General features: G+C 69.9%; 14 protein-coding genes. 4 read left to right on the forward strand and 10 right to left on the reverse strand.

The window, feature by feature from the left end:
* Positions 1-3 precede the first annotated feature (3 nt).
* Positions 4-3,012, reverse strand: a complete 3,009-nt coding sequence (locus ACX80I_RS08685) for a bifunctional [glutamine synthetase] adenylyltransferase/[glutamine synthetase]-adenylyl-L-tyrosine phosphorylase (RefSeq protein WP_459344708.1) — start codon at positions 3,010-3,012, stop codon at positions 4-6.
* A gap of 38 nt (positions 3,013-3,050) precedes the next feature.
* On the reverse strand, positions 3,051-4,391 hold the full coding sequence (gene glnA / locus ACX80I_RS08690) for a type I glutamate--ammonia ligase (RefSeq protein WP_459344709.1): 1,341 nt from the start codon (positions 4,389-4,391) through the stop codon (positions 3,051-3,053).
* Positions 4,392-4,683: 292 nt separating this feature from the next.
* Here glnA and panB point away from each other — a divergent pair, with 292 nt between their 5' ends.
* The gene (panB, locus tag ACX80I_RS08695) at positions 4,684-5,571 is read left to right on the forward strand and encodes a 3-methyl-2-oxobutanoate hydroxymethyltransferase (RefSeq protein WP_459344710.1); all 888 of its coding nucleotides are present in this window, start codon (positions 4,684-4,686) and stop codon (positions 5,569-5,571) included.
* Between the two features lie 88 nt (positions 5,572-5,659).
* Here panB and ACX80I_RS08700 read toward each other — a convergent pair whose 3' ends face one another.
* The gene (locus ACX80I_RS08700; protein WP_140395032.1) at positions 5,660-5,821 is read right to left on the reverse strand and encodes an SPOR domain-containing protein; all 162 of its coding nucleotides are present in this window, start codon (positions 5,819-5,821) and stop codon (positions 5,660-5,662) included.
* A gap of 91 nt (positions 5,822-5,912) precedes the next feature.
* Here ACX80I_RS08700 and map point away from each other — a divergent pair, with 91 nt between their 5' ends.
* Positions 5,913-6,791: a type I methionyl aminopeptidase gene (map, locus tag ACX80I_RS08705; protein WP_459344711.1), complete on the forward strand. Its 879-nt coding sequence runs from the start codon at positions 5,913-5,915 to the stop codon at positions 6,789-6,791.
* An 87-nt stretch (positions 6,792-6,878) separates the two neighbouring features.
* A complete protein-coding gene (ppgK, locus tag ACX80I_RS08710) occupies positions 6,879-7,736 on the forward strand; it encodes a polyphosphate--glucose phosphotransferase (protein WP_459344712.1) in 858 nt (285 codons plus the stop codon).
* Between the two features lie 148 nt (positions 7,737-7,884).
* Here the strand turns inward: ppgK and nrdR are convergent, their stop codons facing one another.
* From nrdR to ACX80I_RS08725, 3 genes are all read right to left on the reverse strand, one after another.
* Complete coding sequence (gene nrdR, locus ACX80I_RS08715) at positions 7,885-8,382, reverse strand: transcriptional regulator NrdR (RefSeq protein WP_459344752.1); 498 nt, start codon at positions 8,380-8,382, stop codon at positions 7,885-7,887.
* 107 nt (positions 8,383-8,489) lie between these two features.
* Positions 8,490-9,854 (reverse strand): histidinol dehydrogenase, encoded by a 1,365-nt coding sequence (hisD, locus tag ACX80I_RS08720; RefSeq protein ID WP_459344713.1) that lies wholly within the window; start codon positions 9,852-9,854, stop codon positions 8,490-8,492.
* An 83-nt stretch (positions 9,855-9,937) separates the two neighbouring features.
* Positions 9,938-10,465, reverse strand: coding sequence for a hypothetical protein (locus tag ACX80I_RS08725; protein ID WP_459344714.1), 528 nt, complete (start codon positions 10,463-10,465; stop codon positions 9,938-9,940).
* Between the two features lie 134 nt (positions 10,466-10,599).
* Here ACX80I_RS08725 and ACX80I_RS08730 point away from each other — a divergent pair, with 134 nt between their 5' ends.
* A complete protein-coding gene (locus tag ACX80I_RS08730) occupies positions 10,600-11,130 on the forward strand; it encodes a flavin reductase family protein (protein ID WP_459344715.1) in 531 nt (176 codons plus the stop codon).
* Positions 11,131-11,185: 55 nt separating this feature from the next.
* Here the strand turns inward: ACX80I_RS08730 and dnaE are convergent, their stop codons facing one another.
* The 4 genes from dnaE to ACX80I_RS08750 all read right to left on the reverse strand — a co-directional run bounded on the left by dnaE (position 11,186) and on the right by ACX80I_RS08750 (position 17,313).
* Positions 11,186-14,725 (reverse strand): DNA polymerase III subunit alpha, encoded by a 3,540-nt coding sequence (gene dnaE, locus ACX80I_RS08735; RefSeq protein WP_459344716.1) that lies wholly within the window; start codon positions 14,723-14,725, stop codon positions 11,186-11,188.
* 69 nt (positions 14,726-14,794) lie between these two features.
* On the reverse strand, positions 14,795-15,736 hold the full coding sequence (locus ACX80I_RS08740) for an RluA family pseudouridine synthase (RefSeq protein WP_459344717.1): 942 nt from the start codon (positions 15,734-15,736) through the stop codon (positions 14,795-14,797).
* Positions 15,720-16,421, reverse strand: a complete 702-nt coding sequence (gene lspA, locus ACX80I_RS08745; RefSeq protein ID WP_459344753.1) for a signal peptidase II — start codon at positions 16,419-16,421, stop codon at positions 15,720-15,722. The genes ACX80I_RS08740 and lspA overlap by 17 nt, the downstream gene beginning before the upstream one ends.
* A 262-nt stretch (positions 16,422-16,683) precedes the next feature.
* Entirely contained in the window at positions 16,684-17,313 is a 630-nt protein-coding gene (locus ACX80I_RS08750) for a DivIVA domain-containing protein (RefSeq protein ID WP_459344718.1), read from the reverse strand.
* Between the last annotated feature and the right edge of the window lie 61 nt (positions 17,314-17,374).

Genomic DNA, 17,374 nt, shown 5'->3' on the forward strand with positions numbered 1-17,374 from the left:
GGCCTAGTACCCGTAGAAGTGCCGCTCGAAGACGGCACGGCTCCGGCGTGTCATCCGGAGGTAGTCCTCCTCGAGGTCCGATCCGCTGCCCGGGCCGTACCCGCACCACCGGGCGACGGCTTCCAGGTCCCGGCGCGGAGCCGGCAGCAGGTCCGAACCCCGCCCGCTCCAGATGACGTTCGCCCCGCGGATGCGGGTGGCGAGGCTCCAGCTCGCCCGCAGCGTGGCGACGTCCTCCGCGGGGAGCAGGCCCTCCGCCTCGATCACGTCCAGTGCGGCGAGCGTGGACTGCACCCGCAGGGCGGGGACCGCGGAGGCATGCTGCAGCTGGAGCAGCTGTACGAGCCACTCGACGTCGCTGAGTGCTCCCCGCCCCAGCTTGAGGTGCCTCGAGGGGTCGGCTCCGCGCGGGAGCCGCTCCGACTCGACACGTGCCTTGATCCGCCGGATCTCGCGGACGTCGGATTCGCTGAGCTCCCGCGGGTACCGGACCGGGTCGATGAGATCGATGAATTCCGCGGCGAGCCCGTCGTCGCCCGCGAGGGGACGGGCCCGCAGGAGAGCCTGCGCCTCCCAGACGAGGGACCAGCGCCGGTAGTACTCGCGGTAGGAGCCGATGGACCGCACCATCGCCCCCTGCTTGCCCTCCGGCCGGAGGGCCGCGTCGATCTCCAGGACCCGCTCGGCCAGGACCGGCGGCTTGCAGGGCTGGGTGAGCAGGGCAGCCAGGCGGGACACCACGGCTTCGGCCTGCTTCTGCGCCGCGGCCTCGTCGGCCCCCGGGAACGGCCGGTGCACATAGATCACGTCCGCATCCGAGCCGTAGGTGATCTCCCGACCGCCCTGGCGTCCCATCGCCATCACGACGACGTCGGTGAGCTGCTCCTCCTGCCCGAACACCTGGCTCTCCGCGACGTGCAGCGCGCCGAGGACGGCGGCACGGTCCGCGTCGGCGAGAGCCTCCCCCACCTCCGCCTGGGACAGGAGGTTGGAGCTGTCGGCGATGGCGATGCGCAGCAGCTCCCGGCGGCGGATCAGGCGGATCAGGCGGATGGCTTCACCGGGCTCCGGGTGCCGCGACATCTTCGACTGGATCTCCTGCCACTGGGCGTCGAAGGTGTCCGGGACCAACGCCGCGTCGGAGCCGAGCCACTGTGTCGACTCGGGCGATACCTCCAGGAGGTCGGTGATGAACCGGCTGCTCGACAGGACGGCACAGAGCCTCTCCGCGGCGGCATTGGAGTCGCGGAGCATGCCCAGGTACCAGTGGCTGTCACCGAGGGACTCGCTGAGCCGGCGGAACCCGAGCAGGCCGGCATCGGGGTCCACGCCGTCGGCGAACCAGGCCAGGAGGATGGGCAACAGCTGCTTCTGCAGCATGGCGCGGCGCCGCAGGCCCCCGGTGAGGGCCTCGATGTGCCGCATGGCCCCGCGCGGGTCCTGGTAGCCGAGGGCGGCGAGGCGGGCCTGCGCGGCCTCGGCCGTGAGCTGGACGTCCTCGGGCTGCAGCGTCGCCGCGTTGTTGAGCAGGGGCCGGTAGAAGATCGACTCGTGGAGCCGCTTGACGAGCCTCCGGGTCCGCTGCCACTTGTCGACGAGGCTCTGCGCGCTCGGCCTCACCGTGACCATGCAGCCCTCGGAGGACCGGGCGAGGGCGCGCAGGGCGGAGTTGTCCTCCGGCATGAGGTGCGTCCGGCGCATCTGCGTAAGCTGGATCCGGTGCTCGAGGACCCGCAGGTAGCGGTAGGAGTCGTCGAGGTCCAGCGCGTCCGAGCGACCGATGTATCCGCCGGAGCTCAGCGCACCGATCGCGGTCACGGTATCCCTCACGCGGAGGGATTCGTCGAGCCTACCGTGGACGAGCTGCAGCAGCTGGACGGTGAACTCGACGTCCCGCAGGCCTCCGGGGCCGAGCTTGAGCTGGCGTGCTTCCTCGTCGCGCGGGATGTTGTCGGTGACGCGGCGGCGCATGGCCCTCACCGCCTCGACGAACCCCTCGCGCTGCGAGGACGCCCACACGAACGGGGCGATGGCCGCCTCGTAGCGCCGGCCGAGGTCCGGGTCCCCTGCGACGGCCCGGGCCTTGAGGAGCGCCTGGAACTCCCAGGTCCTGGCCCACCTCTCGTAGTAGGACACGTGGGACTGCAGCGTGCGCACGAGCTGCCCGTCCTTGCCCTCGGGCCTCAGGTTCGCGTCGACCTCCCACAGGGCCGGTTCCGGCCCGGGCGAGTACACCCCGCGGGACATGCCGGAGGCCAGGCCCGTCCCGATCCTGGTGAGCAGTGTGTCGTCGAGGTCCTCGCCTTCCACGACGTAGACGACGTCGACGTCGGAGATGTAGTTCAGCTCCCGCGCACCGCACTTCCCCATGGCGATCACGGCGAGCTTCACCCGGGCCACGACGTCGGGTCCGTACACCTCCCCCAGTTCGGCGCGGGCGACGGCGAGGGAGGCCTCCAGGGCGGCGGCCGCGAGGTCCGCGAGTTCGCGGGACACGACGGGCAGGTAGTCGACGGGCGCACGGTGGCAGAGGTCGCGGACCGCGAGGTCCGTCAGGAGGCGCCGATAGGTCACGCGGAGCCTCTGGTACGCGTCCACACCGAGCCTGCCGGCCACCGGGTTCACATCGGCGGGTTCGGCGTCGACCGACCGCAGCAGCAGCGCCCGGAGGTCGTCCGGTGCCACGTCCGGGAGGGTCGCAGGGCTCGGGCGGACGACATCCAGGTGCTCCGGGTGGCGCATGAGGAACTCGCCGAGCGCCTCGGACGCTCCCAGCAGCCGGAAGAGGGGGCCGCGCCGGCCCTCGTCGGAGAAGGCCGCCATCGAGGCCTTGCGGTTGACGGCAAGGAGGCGGACGAGGGACTGCAGCGCCAGGTCCGGGTTCGCGGCGGCAGCGATCCCGCCGAACAGGGCGTCGTCGTTCAGCCCCTGCAGCTCGGGCGCGTCCAGGAAGCGCCTGCTCTTCTCCAGGTCCGTGAACCCGTAACTGATCAGCTTGCGGGTAAGGCTCATGGGCCAACCCTAGCCAAGCACCGGAGATGCACGCAGGCCTACAGGATGTTGAGATTCCTGCGCAGCTCGTACGGCGTCACCTGGATGCGGTAGTCGTGCCACTCGGCGCGCTTGTTGCGGAGGAAGTTCTCGAACACCTGCTCCCCCAGGATGTCCGCGACGAGCTCCGATTCCTCCATCACCCGGATGGCGTCATGCAGGCTGGCCGGGAGCGGATCGTGCCCCATCGCCCGGCGCTCCGCAGCGGTCAGGCTCCAGATGTCGTCCTCCGCGGCAGGCGGCAGCTCATAGCCCTCCTCGATCCCCTTCAGCCCGGCACCCAGCAGCACGGAGTACGCGAGGTAGGGGTTGCTCGCCGAGTCGATGCCGCGGTACTCGATGCGCGCGGACTGGCCCTTGTTGGGCTTGTAGAGCGGCACGCGGACCAGGGCCGAGCGGTTGTTATGGCCCCAGGACAGGTAGCTCGGCGCCTCGCCGCCGCCCCACAGGCGCTTGAACGAGTTGACGAACTGGTTGGTCACGGCCGTGAACTCGGGCGCGTGCCGCAGGATGCCGGCAATGAACTGGCGGGCCGTCTTCGACAGCTGGAACTCGGCGCCCGCCTCGAAGAAGGCGTTGGTGTCCCCCTCGAACAGGGAGAAGTGGGTGTGCATGCCCGAGCCCGGGTGCTCGGAGAAGGGCTTGGGCATGAACGTCGCATAGCTGCCGGAGGTGAGCGCGACCTCCTTGATGATGGTCCGGAACGTCATGATGTTGTCCGCGGTCTGGAGCGCATCCGCGTACCGCAGGTCGATCTCGTTCTGCCCCGGCCCGGCCTCGTGGTGGCTGAACTCGACCGAGATGCCCACGGACTCGAGCATCGCGACCGCCGTCCTGCGGAAGTCCTGGGCCACCCCGCCCGGAACGTGGTCGAAGTAGCCGGCCGAGTCCACCGGCACGGGCTGGCCGTCGGGTCCGACGTCCGCCGACTTCAGCAGGTAGAACTCGATCTCCGGGTGCGTGTAGCAGGTGAAGCCCATGTCGGCAGCCTTCGCCAGGGTCTTCTTGAGGACACCGCGCGGGTCGGCGGTGGACGGCTGGCCGTCCGGCGTCAGGATGTCGCAGAACATGCGCGACGTCTGTTCCTTGTCACCGCGCCACGGCAGGATCTGGAAGGTGGTCGGATCGGGCTGGGCCAGCATGTCCGATTCGTAGACCCGGGCGAGTCCCTCGATGGAGGATCCGTCGAACCCGAGGCCCTCCTCGAAGGCGCCTTCGACCTCGGCAGGAGCCAGCGCGACCGACTTCAGCGAGCCGACGACGTCGGTGAACCACAGACGCACGTAGCGGACGTCGCGCTCCTCGATCGTTCGCAGTACGAACTCCTGCTGCCGGTCCATGACCACCCTCATTCCTTGACTCGTCGCCCGGGCCACCCGGTCGGGGCAGCGGGCTGTCCATGCCCGACGTCGTGCGCGTCCGGCTGCACCGTTCCCGGGGCGCCGATGCGCCTCGTGCGCGCGTGCGCCTGCCGTCAACACTCTACTGACCCGCGCGCTGATGAGGTGCACCGTGCCCACCCTGTTGCGGCGCGCCGGTAATCCCTGGCAGACGCTACGCGCAGTGCACGGCCCACCCCACGGAGGACCTGCCTCCGGGGACCGCAGGCAGAGGGTCCAGTAGTCTCATGGCATGACTTCCGCGGAATTGCCAGCCCCCTACGGAGAGGGAGCAGCCACGACGACGCCGGCACGGGAGGCGACCGCCCCCGCAAGCACGAAGCCGGCCGGCCGGATCAGGATCCACCACCTGCAGCAGGCCAAGGACCAGGGCGGGCGTTTCGCCATGCTGACGGCCTACGACCAGTATGCGGCGCAGGTCTTCGACGAGGCCGGCATCGAACTCCTCCTGGTCGGTGACTCGGCGGCCAACAACGTCCTGGGACACGCGACGACCCTGCCCATCACGCTCGACGAGATGATCCTCTTCAGCCGTGCCGTCAGCAGGGCGACGACGCGGGCCCTCGTCGTGGCCGACCTTCCCTTCGGCAGCTACGAGGTCTCACCCCAGCAGGCCGTCGAGTCCTCCGTGCGCCTGCTCAAGGAGGGGCTGGTCCACGCCGTGAAGATGGAGGGCGGCGCGGCCTACGCCGACACGGTGCGGGCCCTCGTTCGCGCGGGCATCCCGGTCATGGCCCACATCGGGTTCACTCCGCAGAGCGAGCACGCGCTCGGCGGCTACCGCGTGCAGGGTCGTGGGGAGGCGTCGCAGCGGATCGTCGACGACGCCGTCGCGCTAGCCGACGCGGGGGCATTCTGCGTGCTGATGGAGATGGTGCCCGCCGAGACCGCGAACGCGGTCGACGCGGCCGTCCGCGTCCCGACGATCGGCATCGGCGCGGGCCCGGGCACGACGGGCCAGGTGCTGGTGTGGCAGGACATGGCCGGGCTGCGCGGCGGCCGGCAGGCGAGGTTCGTCAAGCAGTACGCCGACGTCCGGAGCGTCCTCTCCGAAGCGGCCCGCGCCTACGCCGACGACGTGCGTGCGGGCACGTTCCCCGGTCCCGACCACACCTTCTAGCCGGACCCCTGACCCGTACCTCTGGCCCCGCACGCCTGGCCCGTGCACCTGGCCCGTGCACCTGGCGGAGCTCGGGCCGGAACGATCCCTAGTCGTCGTCCTTGTCCCAGGCATCGTTGCGCTGCTGGACCTTCTCGAGGGCCTTCTCGGCTTCAGCCCGCGTCGCGTACGGCCCGATCAGCTGGGACCAGTCCGACTGCCGGTCCTCTTCGACCTCGTGCGTGCGCACGTTGAACCAGTACTCCGTCATGGCGACCTCCTCGATCCGTGGCATCTGGCCGTGTCATCCGGCGATCACGCGCCTTTCAGCCGGTGACCCGAGCCGCTATAGGATCAAGGGTATGCCCCAGTCCTCCCCCACCGCTCCCCTTGGGACCCTGACCCCCGGCACCCTCTCGCCCCAGCGCCCCGTTCCCCCCGGCATCCCGCGCCCCGAATACGTGGGCCGCACCGCGCCCACACCGTTCACGGGCTCCGAGGTCAAGACGCCGGAGACCATAGAGAAGATCCGCATCGCCGGCAGGATCGCCGCCCAGGCCATCGTCGAGGTCGGGAAGCACGCGAAACCCGGCGTCACCACGGACTCCCTGGACCGCATCGGCCACGAGTTCCTCCTGGACCACGGCGCCTACCCGTCGACCCTCGGGTACCGGGGCTTCCCGAAGTCGCTGTGTTCATCGCTCAACGAGGTCATCTGCCACGGCATCCCCGACTCCACGGAGCTCCAGGACGGCGACATCCTCAACATCGACATCACCGCGTACAAGGACGGCGTGCACGGGGACACCAACTACACCTTCTGCATCGGCGACGTGGACGAGGAGTCCCGCCTCCTCGTCGAGCGCACGCAGGAGTCCCTCAACCGCGCGATCCGGGCCGTCGCGCCCGGACGCGAGATCAACGTCATAGGACGCACCATCGAGTCCTACGCGAAGCGCTTCGGTTATGGTGTTGTCCGTGACTTCACCGGGCACGGCGTCGGAGAAGCGTTCCACACGGGCCTGATCATCCCGCACTACGACGCCGCCCCCGCCTACAACCGCGTCATCGAGCCGGGGATGGTCTTCACCATCGAACCGATGCTGACGCTCGGGACCATCGACTGGACCATGTGGGCGGACGACTGGACCGTCGTCACGAAGGACCGGAAGAGGACGGCGCAGTTCGAGCACACGCTCGTCGTCACCGACCGCGGCGCGGAGATCCTGACCCTGCCCTAGCGCAGCCCCGCGGACCCTGCCCGCACACCGCACCACCCCCCCCGTCCGGCTAGCGCCGGCCGCCCAACCACTCGTCGACGGAGAATCATGGCCAAGGACACGGACAAGAAGAAATTGAAGAAGCTCCCCGCAACGGTCATCGGAGTCGATATCGGCGGCACGGGCATCAAGGGCGGCATCGTCGACCTCGAGAAGGGCGTGATCGTCGGGGAGCGCTACCGCATCCCGACGCCCAAGCCGTCCACGCCCGAGGCTGTCGCCGAGGTCGTCGCCCAGATCGTCGCCGAGCTCTCCTCGCGGCCCGAGGGGCCCGCCGCCGACGTGCCCGTCGGCGTCACCTTCCCGGCCATCATCCAGCACGGCGTGGCCCGCTCGGCGGCGAACGTCGACAAGAGCTGGGTCAACACCGACGTCGACGCCCTCTTCACCAAGGTCCTCGGACGCGACGTCCACGTCATCAACGACGCCGACGCGGCAGGGCTCGCGGAGGTCCGCTACGGTGCGGGCAAGGGCAAGCTGGGGACGGTCCTGGTCATCACCCTGGGTACGGGCATCGGCTCCGCCTTCATCTTCGACGGCCGGCTGGTCCCCAACGCCGAACTCGGTCACCTGGAGATCGACGGGCACGATGCCGAGACGAAGGCATCAGCCGTGGCCCGCGAGCGGGACGGGATCGACTGGGACGAGTACGCCGTGCGGCTCCAGCGCTACTTCTCGCACGTCGAGTTCCTCTTCTCGCCCGAGCTGTTCATCGTGGGCGGCGGCATCTCGAAGCGGAGCAGCGAGTACCTGCCGTCCCTCCAGCTGCGCACCCCGATCATCCCGGCACAGCTGAAGAACCACGCCGGCATCGTGGGCGGCGCCCTGCAGGCGGCGCTGCTCCTGGGCACCAAGCGCCATACGCCGGCCGGCGCCCTCGCCCTGACCCCACCCGACCTGGGCTGAACGACCTGGGCTGAACCAACGGAGAAGCCCGGTACGGCTGCACGCCGTACCGGGCTTCTTCGTGCCGGGCAGCTCTGCCACTGGCTGACGTGGTGCCGGTGGTGGCGTCGGCTTCCCCTCCGCAGCCACCACCGGGGTTCCGGGGGCGCTAGTGCGCCGTCAACGGCCTCCGTACCCCGCTGGGCACGCGCTCGTTGTCCTTCGCCTGCTGGCGGAGGGTCTGGATGGCCTCTTCGAAGTCCTCGAGCGATTCGAAGCCCTGGTAGACGCTCGCGAAGCGCAGGTACGCGATCTGGTCCAGCTTGCGCAGCGGACCGAGGATGGCGAGTCCCACCTCGTGCGCGTCGATCTCGGCCACCCCGCTGGCACGGACGTTCTCCTCGACCTCCTGCGCCAGGAGCGCGAGGTCGTCCTCGGTCACCGGCCGGCCCTGGCATGCCTTGCGGACACCGTTGATGATCTTCATCCGGCTGAACGGCTCTCCGGCGCCCGACCGCTTGATGACACTCAGGCTCGTGGTCTCGACCGTGCTGAAGCGGCGGCCGCACTGCGGGCAGAGGCGACGGCGGCGGATCGCCGACCCGTCGTCGGCCAGGCGGCTGTCGACGACCCGGGAGTCGGGGTTGCGGCAGTACGGACAGTACATGGCTCCCCTCCCGTCGCTGGCGATCGTCCTGCTCATTTTAGGACTACATGTGGTGAAACAACAACACTGTAATTACCAGATGTGGTGCTCGAGGTCCGTCGGGGGTCTCAGAGGGCGTCGTCAAAGCGGGCCGTGACCGCCTCGCCGTGCGCGGGCAGGTTCTCCGCACCCGACAGCGCGACGATCGAGGACGACACCTCGCGCAGCGCCTCGCGGTCGTAGTCGACGAGCTGGACGGCACGCAGGAAGGTCGTGACGTTCAGGCCGGAGGCGAAGGCCGCCGTCCCGCTGGTCGGCAGGACGTGGTTCGATCCGGCGCAGTAGTCGCCCAGGCTGACGGGGCTGTAGTTGCCGACGAAGATGGCACCCGCATTGCGGATCCGCCCCGCGACGGCCCGGGCGTCCGCCGTCTGGATCTCGAGGTGCTCGGCGGCGTAGGCATCGCACACGGCGATGCCGTGGTCGAGGTCGTCGACGAGGATCACGCCCGACTGGGGACCCGAGAGCGCCGTGCGGACCCGATCGGCGTGCCGTGTGGCGGCGGCGCGCCGCTGGAGGGCCTGGACGACGGCGGCCGCGAGGTCCTCGGAGTCCGTCACCAGGACCGACGCGGCCTGGGGATCGTGCTCCGCCTGGCTCACGAGGTCGGCGGCCACGAGGTCGGCGTCGGCGGTGGCATCCGCGAGGACCGCGATCTCCGTGGTGCCCGCCTCCGAGTCGATGCCGACCCGCCCGCGGACCAGACGCTTGGCGGTGGCGACGAAGACGTTGCCCGGACCGGTGATGACGTTGACCGGATCGATGGCGTGCTGCCCGGACCCGTCGGCCTCCCCCTCGACGCCGTAGGCGAGCGCCGCGATGGCCTGGGCCCCACCCATCGCGTACACCTCGGTGATGCCCAGCATCGATGCCGCGGCGAGGATGACCGGGTGCGGCCAGCCGCCGAACTCCTTCTGCGGTGGCGACGCGAGGGCGATCGAGCCGACGCCGGCGGCCTGCGCGGGCACCACGTTCATCACCACGGAGGACGGATAGACCGCCAGACCGCCGGGGACGTAGAGCCCCACGCGGTCCACCGCGATCCACTTGTGCGTGAGGTGGGCTCCGGGGGCGACCTCCACCTCGACGTCGTCCGGGACCTGTGCCCGGGCGAAGACACGCGCGCGCCGGATTGCTTCCTCGAGTGCTGCCCGCACCGGGGCGTCGAGCCCGGCGACAGCCGCTTCGATGATCGCGGCGGGGACGCGGGGGTGCTCCTGCTCGACGCCGTCGAACCGCTGCGCGAAGTCCCGCAGGGCCTCGAGGCCACGCGACCGGACGTCGTCGATGATGGCCTGGACGGCCGCTTCGGAGGAGGAGGCGCTGGCGGCTGCCCGGGGCATGGCGCCCTTCAGCTCTCCCGGGGACAGGGTACGGCCGCGCAGGTCGATGGTGCGGAAGCCGACGGTCGGGGTGGTGGGCGCTGGATTCACCCTGAGAGTCTACCGGGAGGGCAGGGAGCGCAGAGTCCGGGTCAGCCCGGCTCCGCCGACGTGGAGCGCGCAGCTCCGCGCGGTCAGCTCCGTCGGCGCGACAGGCCGAGAAGGGCGGTGGAGAAGATGATGACGGCGGCGACGGCTGGCCAGACGGCGAGCGCTCCGTAGGACTGCAGCAGGAACGCGGAGCCGGGCACGTCGTCGCGCCCCTGCGGGCCGAGGAGGTGGGCGAAGCCCTCGCCGACCACCAGGGCGAGGACGGAACCGAGGATCGATCCGCCGACGGCGGCGAGGATCCGGGCCACCACCCCGGGCAGCCCGAGGCGGAGGGCGACGACCGTCCCGACGGCGATGCCGGCGGCCAGCTCCAGGCCCGCGAGGGTCAGGTCGCGGAGCAGCCACTGGTCGGCGGAGACGGGGTCGCCGAAGAGGCGCCCCGTGGGTGCGAGGAGCCACCAGGACGCTCCGACCAGGGCACCGAGCAGGATCGTGGATCCCAGCCACCAGATCACGCCCAGGGGCGGCACGGACCTCCGGTCCTCGGCCACGGCGTAGACCGGAGGTGGATACGTGCTTGATCCGGTGTCCGGCTCCTGGCGTGCATGCATGACTTCTACATTAACAAACCGCGCCCGGCGCGCGGTGCGCGCCTAGTGTGGTGGTGGCAGCGTAGAGGGCCGTCAGCATCGGACCGGCCATCCGCAACCGCGTTGTCCGCCGACGTCGATCCCGGAGGAACCACGTGAACAACCCGAGCCCCGCCCAGACAGGCCTTCAGTCCCCGTCCGAGCCTCACGGGGAGTCCTTCCGCGAGGTCTTCCGCCGTCACGCCGCAGGCGTCGCCATCATCACCGCGGTGTACGACGGCGTCCCCTACGGCTTCACGGCCACCTCGGTCGCCTCGCTGTCCGCCGAGCCCCCCCGCTTCTCGTTCAACATGGCCCGGACGTCGTCCTCGTGGCCCGCCGTCGCGAACACCAATTTCGTGGGGGCCCATATGCTCAGCACGGAGAACGAGGGCCTCGCCAACCGCTTCGCCCGGACGAAGGACCGCTTCACCGGCGACCACTGGGAGCCGGGACCGGAGGGCGTCCCCATCATCCGGGATGTCGCCGGCTGGCTCGTGGGCCGCATCAGCATGCGCCTGTCCTTCGAGAACAACGCCGTGGTCGTCGCCGAGGTCATCGCGGGGAACATCGGGCCGGACGGCGCTCCCCTGCTCTACCACGGCGGCAGCTACGGCACACCGACGGCCACCGACTACGTCATCTGACGGCGTCGGCCGAGGGCGTCATCTGAGGGCGTCGGCCGAGGGCGCCGTCCGCCCGTCAGGCGTCGAGGCAGGCGGGCCCGAGCAGCACCTTCAGGTCACCGAAGAGGCCCGGCGTCGGATTCACCCGCAGGTCGACGCCGAGCTTCATCACCTCGACCGTGCGGGATCCGTTCAGGCGGATCAGCACCTCGCTCGTCCCGGGGTGCGTCCGCAGGACGTCACCGAGCGCGGTCACGGCCGTCTCGGTGGCCTTGTGCTGCAGCATCGAGATCACCACGGGCCCGGAGTGTCCCTCGCTGAGGTCCGGCACCGTGAGTTCCTGCGCATTGAGCATCACGGCTCCGTCGTCCCGGCGCTGCAGGCGTCCGCGGACCACCACGATCAGGTCCTCCGCCAGGACCGCCGAGATGGGGCCGTACACCTGCCCGAAGAACATGACCTCCATGGATCCGGCGAGGTCCTCGACCTCGGCCCGCGCGTAGGCGTTGCCGCTGTTCTTGGCGATCCTGCGCTGCAGGGACGTGATCATGCCGGCGATCGTGACAATCGCGCCGTCGGCCGGTCCCTCCTCGCTGATGATCGAGGGGATGGACGAGTCCGCGTGCTGGCTGAGGATCCCCTCCAGGCCCTGCAGCGGGTGGTCCGAGACGTACAGCCCGAGCATGTCCCGCTCGAAGGACAGCTTGTCCTTCTTGTCCCACTCCGGCAGGTCGGGGACCTCGACGGACAGGCCGCCGACCGCGTCCGGGCCGTCGTCGAACGCGCTGAAGAGGTCGAACTGGTTGGCCGCCTCGTTGCGCTTGAGGACGATCACGGAGTCCACGGCCTCCTCGTGGATCATCGCGAGGGCCCGGCGGGGGTGGCGGAGCGAATCGAAGGCACCGGCCTTGATGAGCGATTCGATGGTGCGCTTGTTGCACACCACGGCGGGGACCTTCTGCAGGAAGTCGCTGAAGGACGTGAAGGCGCCCTTCTCCTCCCGTGCGCCCACCATGGCTCCCACGACGTTCGCGCCGACGTTGCGGATGGCGCCCATGCCGAAGCGGATGTCCTTGCCCACCGGGGTGAAGTTGACGCTCGACTCGTTGACGTCGGGGGGCAGCACCGTGATACCCATGCGGCGGCACTCGTTCAGGTAGATCGCCAGCTTGTCCTTGTCGTCGCCGACGCTGGTGAGCAGTGCCGCCATGTACTCCGCGGGGTAGTGCGCCTTGAGGTACGCGGTCCAGTAGGACACCAGCCCGTAGGCCGCGGTGTGGGCCTTGTTGAACGCGTAGTCGGAGAAGGACTCCAGCACGGTCCACAGTTTGTCCATGGCCGCCTGGGAGTAGCCGTTGGCCTTCATGCCCGCGAAGAAGTCCGCCTGCTGCTTGTCCAGCTCGGACTTCTTCTTCTTGCCCATGGCCCGTCGGAGCATGTCCGCCTGGCCGAGCGTGAAGTTCGCGAGCTTCTGCGCGGCCGACATGACCTGCTCCTGGTACACGATGAGGCCGTACGTCCCGCCGAGGATCTCCTCGAGCGGTCCCTCGAGTTCGGGGTGGATCGGCTCGATGTCCTGCAGCCCGTTCTTGCGCAGGGCGTAGTTCGTGTGTGAGTTCACGCCCATGGGCCCCGGCCGGTACAGCGCCAGGACGGCGGAGATGTCCTCGAAGTTGTCGGGGCGCATGAGCTTCAGCAGGGAGCGCATGGGCCCGCCGTCGAGCTGGAAGACGCCGAGGGTGTCCCCGCGCGCCAGGAGCTCGTAGGACTCCTTGTCATCGAGCTCGAGGTCCTCGAGGACGAGGTCCACGCCCTTGTTCGCCGTGATGTTCTCGACGGCGTCCGTGATGATCGTCAGGTTCCTCAGGCCGAGGAAGTCCATCTTGATCAGTCCGAGCCCCTCGCACGTGGGGTAGTCGAACTGGGTGATGATCTGGCCGTCCTGCTCACGGCGCATGATCGGGATGATGTCGATCAGGGGGTCGGAGGACATGATGACGCCCGCCGCATGCACGCCCCACTGGCGCTTCAGCCCCTCGAGGCCGAGGGCCGTCTCGAAGACCTTCGCGGAGTCGGCGTCGCTCGTGAGGAGCTCCCGCAGTTCCTCGGCCTCGGAGTAGCGCTTGGCGTCCTTGTTGTGGACGTCCGCGAGGGCGAGGCCCTTGCCCATGACGTCCGGCGGCATGGCCTTGGTGAGGCGCTCCCCCGTGGAGAACGGGTAACCCATGACGCGGGAGGAGTCCTTGAGGGCCTGCTTGGCCTTGATGGTGCCGTAGGTGACGATCATGGCCACGCGCTCGTCGCCGTACTTCTCCGTCACGTAGCGGATGACCTCGGAGCGGCGCCGATCATCGAAGTCGACGTCGAAGTCGGGCATGGAGACGCGCTCGGGGTTCAGGAACCGCTCGAAGATGAGGCCGTGCTTGAGGGGGTCGAGGTCGGTGATGCGCATGGCGTACGCCACCATGGAGCCCGCGCCGGAGCCACGGCCCGGGCCCACCCGGATGCCGTTGTTCTTCGCCCAGTTGATGAAGTCGGCCACCACGAGGAAGTACCCAGGGAAGCCCATCTGGGTGATGACGCCGACCTCGAACTCCGCCTGCTTGCGGACGTCATCCGGCACGCCGGCCGGGTAGCGGTACTGCAGCCCGGTCTCGACCTCCTTGACGAACCAGGACTGCTCGTTCTCGCCCTCGGGGACCGGGAACCGCGGCATGTAGTTGGCCTTGGTGTTGAAGTCGACGTCGCACCGCTCGGCGATGAGCAGCGTGTTGTCGCAGGCGTCTGGATAGTCCCGGAAGATCGCCCGCATCTCGGCCGGCGACTTGAGGTAGAACTCGTCCGCGTCGAACTTGAACCGCTTGGGATCGGCGAGGGTGGATCCGGACTGCACGCAGAGCAGCGCCGCGTGGGCCTTGGAGTCCTCGGCGTGGGTGTAGTGCAGGTCGTTGGTGGCGACGAGCGGCAGGCCGAGCTCCCGGGCGAGCTTGATCAGGTCCGCCTTGACGTTGCGCTCGATGTCGAGCCCGTGGTCCATCAGCTCGCAGAAGTAGTTCTCGGCGCCGAAGATGTCGCGGAAGTCCGAGGCCGCCTGCTTCGCCTCGTTGTACAGGCCGAGGCGGAGCTTCGTCTGCACCTCGCCGGACGGGCACCCCGTGGTCGCGATGAGGCCCTTGCCGTAGGTCTGGAGGAGGTCGCGGTCCATGCGGGGCTTGTAGAGGTAGCCCTCGAGGGACGCCAGCGAGGACATCCGGAACAGGTTGTGCATGCCCTCGGTGGTCTCGGACCACAGCGTCATGTGGGTGTACGCTCCGGCGCCGGAGACGTCGTCGCGCCCGCCGCCGCCCCACTGGACGCGGGTGCGGTCGTTCCGGGCGGTCCCCGGCGTGAGGTACGCCTCGACGCCGATGATGGGCTTGATGCCGGCGCTCTTGGCCTTGCTCCAGAAGTCGAAGGCACCGAAGACGAACCCGTGGTCCGTCGTGGCGAGGGCGCTCATCCCGAGTTCCTCGGTGTGGCTGAACAGGTCCGTCAGGCGGGCCGCGCCGTCGAGCATCGAGTACTCGGTGTGGTTGTGGAGATGGACGAACGAGTCGGTCGATGCAGGAGTAGCCACCGGACAAGTCTAGTGCGCCGGCGCCCGGGGGACCGCCGCGGGACTATCCTCCGAGGTCGCCCCGGCGTGTCACACGAGGCCCCTGGACAGCGCGGTCAGGGCGTAGGCCAGGTCCACTGGATAGGGGCTCGTGACCGAGACCGGCTCGCCCGTCCGGGGGTGGGCGAAGCCGAGCCGGTGGGCGTGCAGCCACTGCCGCGTGAGGCCCAGTTCGGCTGCCAGGCGCGGGTCCGCGCCGTAGGTGAGGTCACCGGCGCAGGGGTGCCGGAGCGCGGAGAAGTGCACGCGGATCTGGTGCGTGCGGCCGGTCTCGAGGTGCACCTCCACGAGGCTGGCACGGCCGAACGCCTCGAGCACCTCGTAGTGGGTCACGGAGTCCCGGCCTCCCTCCATCACGGCGAAGCGCCACTCGTGGTGGGGATGGCGTCCGATGGGAGCATCGATGGTCCCCGTGAGCGGCTCGGGCAGGCCCTGCACCACGGCATGGTACACCTTCTCGACCGTCCGCTCCTTGAAGGCACGCTTCAGCGCGGTGTAGGCGGGCTCGGTCTTGGCGACCACCATCGCGCCCGAGGTACCCACGTCGAGCCGGTGCACGATGCCGACGCGCTCGGGCGCGCCCGACGTCGAGATCCGGTATCCCGCGGCGGCGAGGGCGCCGACGACGGTGGGTCCCACCCAGCCCGGGGACGGGTGCGCGGCGACGCCGACCGGCTTGTCGACGACGACGAAGTCCTCGTCGTCGAGCAGGATGCCCATGCCGTCGACGGCTTCCGGGATCACACGGTGCTTGTCCTCGGGGTCCGGCAGGTCCACGTCGAGGCGGTCGCCGGCGTGGACGCGGTCCGACTTCGCGAGGCGGGTCCCGCCGCGCAGCACCCTGCCGTCGGCGCACCACTGGGCGACCGCCGAGCGGGAGACGCCGAGCAGGCGGGCGAGGGCCGCATCGGCGCGGCTGCCGCCGTCGGACTCGGGGACGAAGACCTCCTGGTGCTCATCGGCCATCGCCATCACGCTCCGCGGTCCTGCCCTCCGGCGCGTCGGCCGCCCGTCCGGCTGCCTGCGTGTCCGAGCTGCGCCGGCCGTCCATGCCGATGCCGCGCAGGGTCAGGATGCAGATGAGCACCACTCCGCTCACGACGGCGGAGTCCGCGATGTTGAAGATGGCGAAGTTCGGCAGCGCGATGAAGTCCACGACGTGGCCCTGGCCGAACGAGGGTTCCCTCAGCAGCCGGTCCGTGAGGTTGCCGAGCGCCCCGCCGAGGACCAGGCCGAGCGCCACCGACCAGCCCCAGGAGGCGATGTTCCGCACCTGCAGCGCGATGGCGACGGCCACGACCACCATGATGATCGTGAAGACCCAGGTGTAGTCCGTCCCGATCGAGAAGGCCGCTCCCGGATTCCGGATGAAGCGCCAGTTGAGCAGGGGCGGGAGCACGGGGATGATCTGGCCCTCGCTCATCGTCGACACCACCCAGGCCTTGGTGAGCTGATCGATGACGTAGGCGGTGAGCGTGCAGAGGAGCATCACGACGCCGTACCGGGCCGGGACCCGGCGGGCATGGCTCCGCCCCGGGGCCGCGCCGGCGGCCGTCGCACCGCCCGCCGGGCCAGCGCTCGCAGGTTCCGGGCTCGCAGGTTCCGGACTCGCAGGTTCCGGGGAGGCGGACCCCGGGCCGGCTGTGCCCGGGACCACTGGACTCGGCGCGGAGTCCGGGGACTGGGCGTGGGGGAACTGGGCGTGCGGGGGCTGGGCGTCCGGGACCGCGGACGATCCGGTCTGCGGCTCGGGAGCGGGTTCGGCGGGCTGGTGCTCGTTCACGATCTGTCCAAGGTGTAGGTGCTGGGTGGTGTGCCGCGGGAGCGGCCGGAACGGCGGAAGGGCCGGTCCCCGGGGTGTGCGCCCCGGCAACCGGCCCTTCTCCTGCTGCCCGGCCGGAACCGGGCGGGACATCCTGCTAGGAAGCCGCCGCGTCGGTCGCGAGGGACCCGCGGGCGTCCAGATCGCGCAGCTGGCTTTCGATGTAGGCCTTGAGGCGGGCGCGGTAGTCGCGCTCGAACCCGCGCAGCTGCTCGACGGTGCTCTCGAGCACGGACTTCTGGTCCTCCAGCTCGCCGAGGATCGTACGGCTCTTGTCCTGGGCGTCGTTGACCAGGCCATTGGCCTCGAGCTGGGCTTCGGCGATGATCTTGTCACGCTGCTCGAGACCGGCGGTGACGTACTCGTCGTGCAGGCGCTGGGCCATGGCGAGGACACCGGCAGCGGACTCGGCGGTGTTGGTCGACGCGGCGGGAGCGGGAGCTGGCGTAGGCTCTTCGACGTCGGCGGCGACCGCCGGCACGTTGTCCTCGGCGGGGACCTCGTCGGTCTTCGTGCTGGCGGCGACCGGCGACGGTACGGCGGTCGTCGGCGAGACGTCCGAGGAGCCTCCCGCGGCCTTGCGCAGTTCCTCGTTCTCGGCGTTCAGGCGGCGGAGCTCGACGACGATCTCGTCGAGGAAGTCGTCCACCTCGTCCTGGTCGTAGCCCTCGCGGAACTTCGTCGGCTGGAATCTCTTGTTGACAACGTCTTCTGGCGTCAGAGCCATATGGTCACCTCATACTGATAGGAGCCGGCCCGCCTGCTGGCGGGGCCGAGCTGCGGTACCG

This window comes from Arthrobacter rhamnosi (assembly GCF_054510855.1).

Excerpts from the sequence above, each read along its gene's own strand:
- ACX80I_RS08685 (WP_459344708.1), bottom strand. The coding sequence starts at position 3,012 with ATGAGCCTTACCCGCAAGCTGATCAGTTACGGGTTCACGGACCTGGAG.
- glnA (WP_459344709.1), bottom strand. The coding sequence starts at position 4,391 with ATGGACCGGCAGCAGGAGTTCGTACTGCGAACGATCGAGGAGCGCGAC.
- panB (WP_459344710.1), top strand. The coding sequence starts at position 4,684 with ATGACTTCCGCGGAATTGCCAGCCCCCTACGGAGAGGGAGCAGCCACG.
- ACX80I_RS08700 (WP_140395032.1), bottom strand. The coding sequence starts at position 5,821 with ATGACGGAGTACTGGTTCAACGTGCGCACGCACGAGGTCGAAGAGGAC.
- map (WP_459344711.1), top strand. The coding sequence starts at position 5,913 with ATGCCCCAGTCCTCCCCCACCGCTCCCCTTGGGACCCTGACCCCCGGC.
- ppgK (WP_459344712.1), top strand. The coding sequence starts at position 6,879 with ATGGCCAAGGACACGGACAAGAAGAAATTGAAGAAGCTCCCCGCAACG.
- nrdR (WP_459344752.1), bottom strand. The coding sequence starts at position 8,382 with ATGTACTGTCCGTACTGCCGCAACCCCGACTCCCGGGTCGTCGACAGC.
- ACX80I_RS08725 (WP_459344714.1), bottom strand. The coding sequence starts at position 10,465 with ATGCATGCACGCCAGGAGCCGGACACCGGATCAAGCACGTATCCACCT.
- ACX80I_RS08740 (WP_459344717.1), bottom strand. The coding sequence starts at position 15,736 with ATGGCGATGGCCGATGAGCACCAGGAGGTCTTCGTCCCCGAGTCCGAC.
- ACX80I_RS08750 (WP_459344718.1), bottom strand. The coding sequence starts at position 17,313 with ATGGCTCTGACGCCAGAAGACGTTGTCAACAAGAGATTCCAGCCGACG.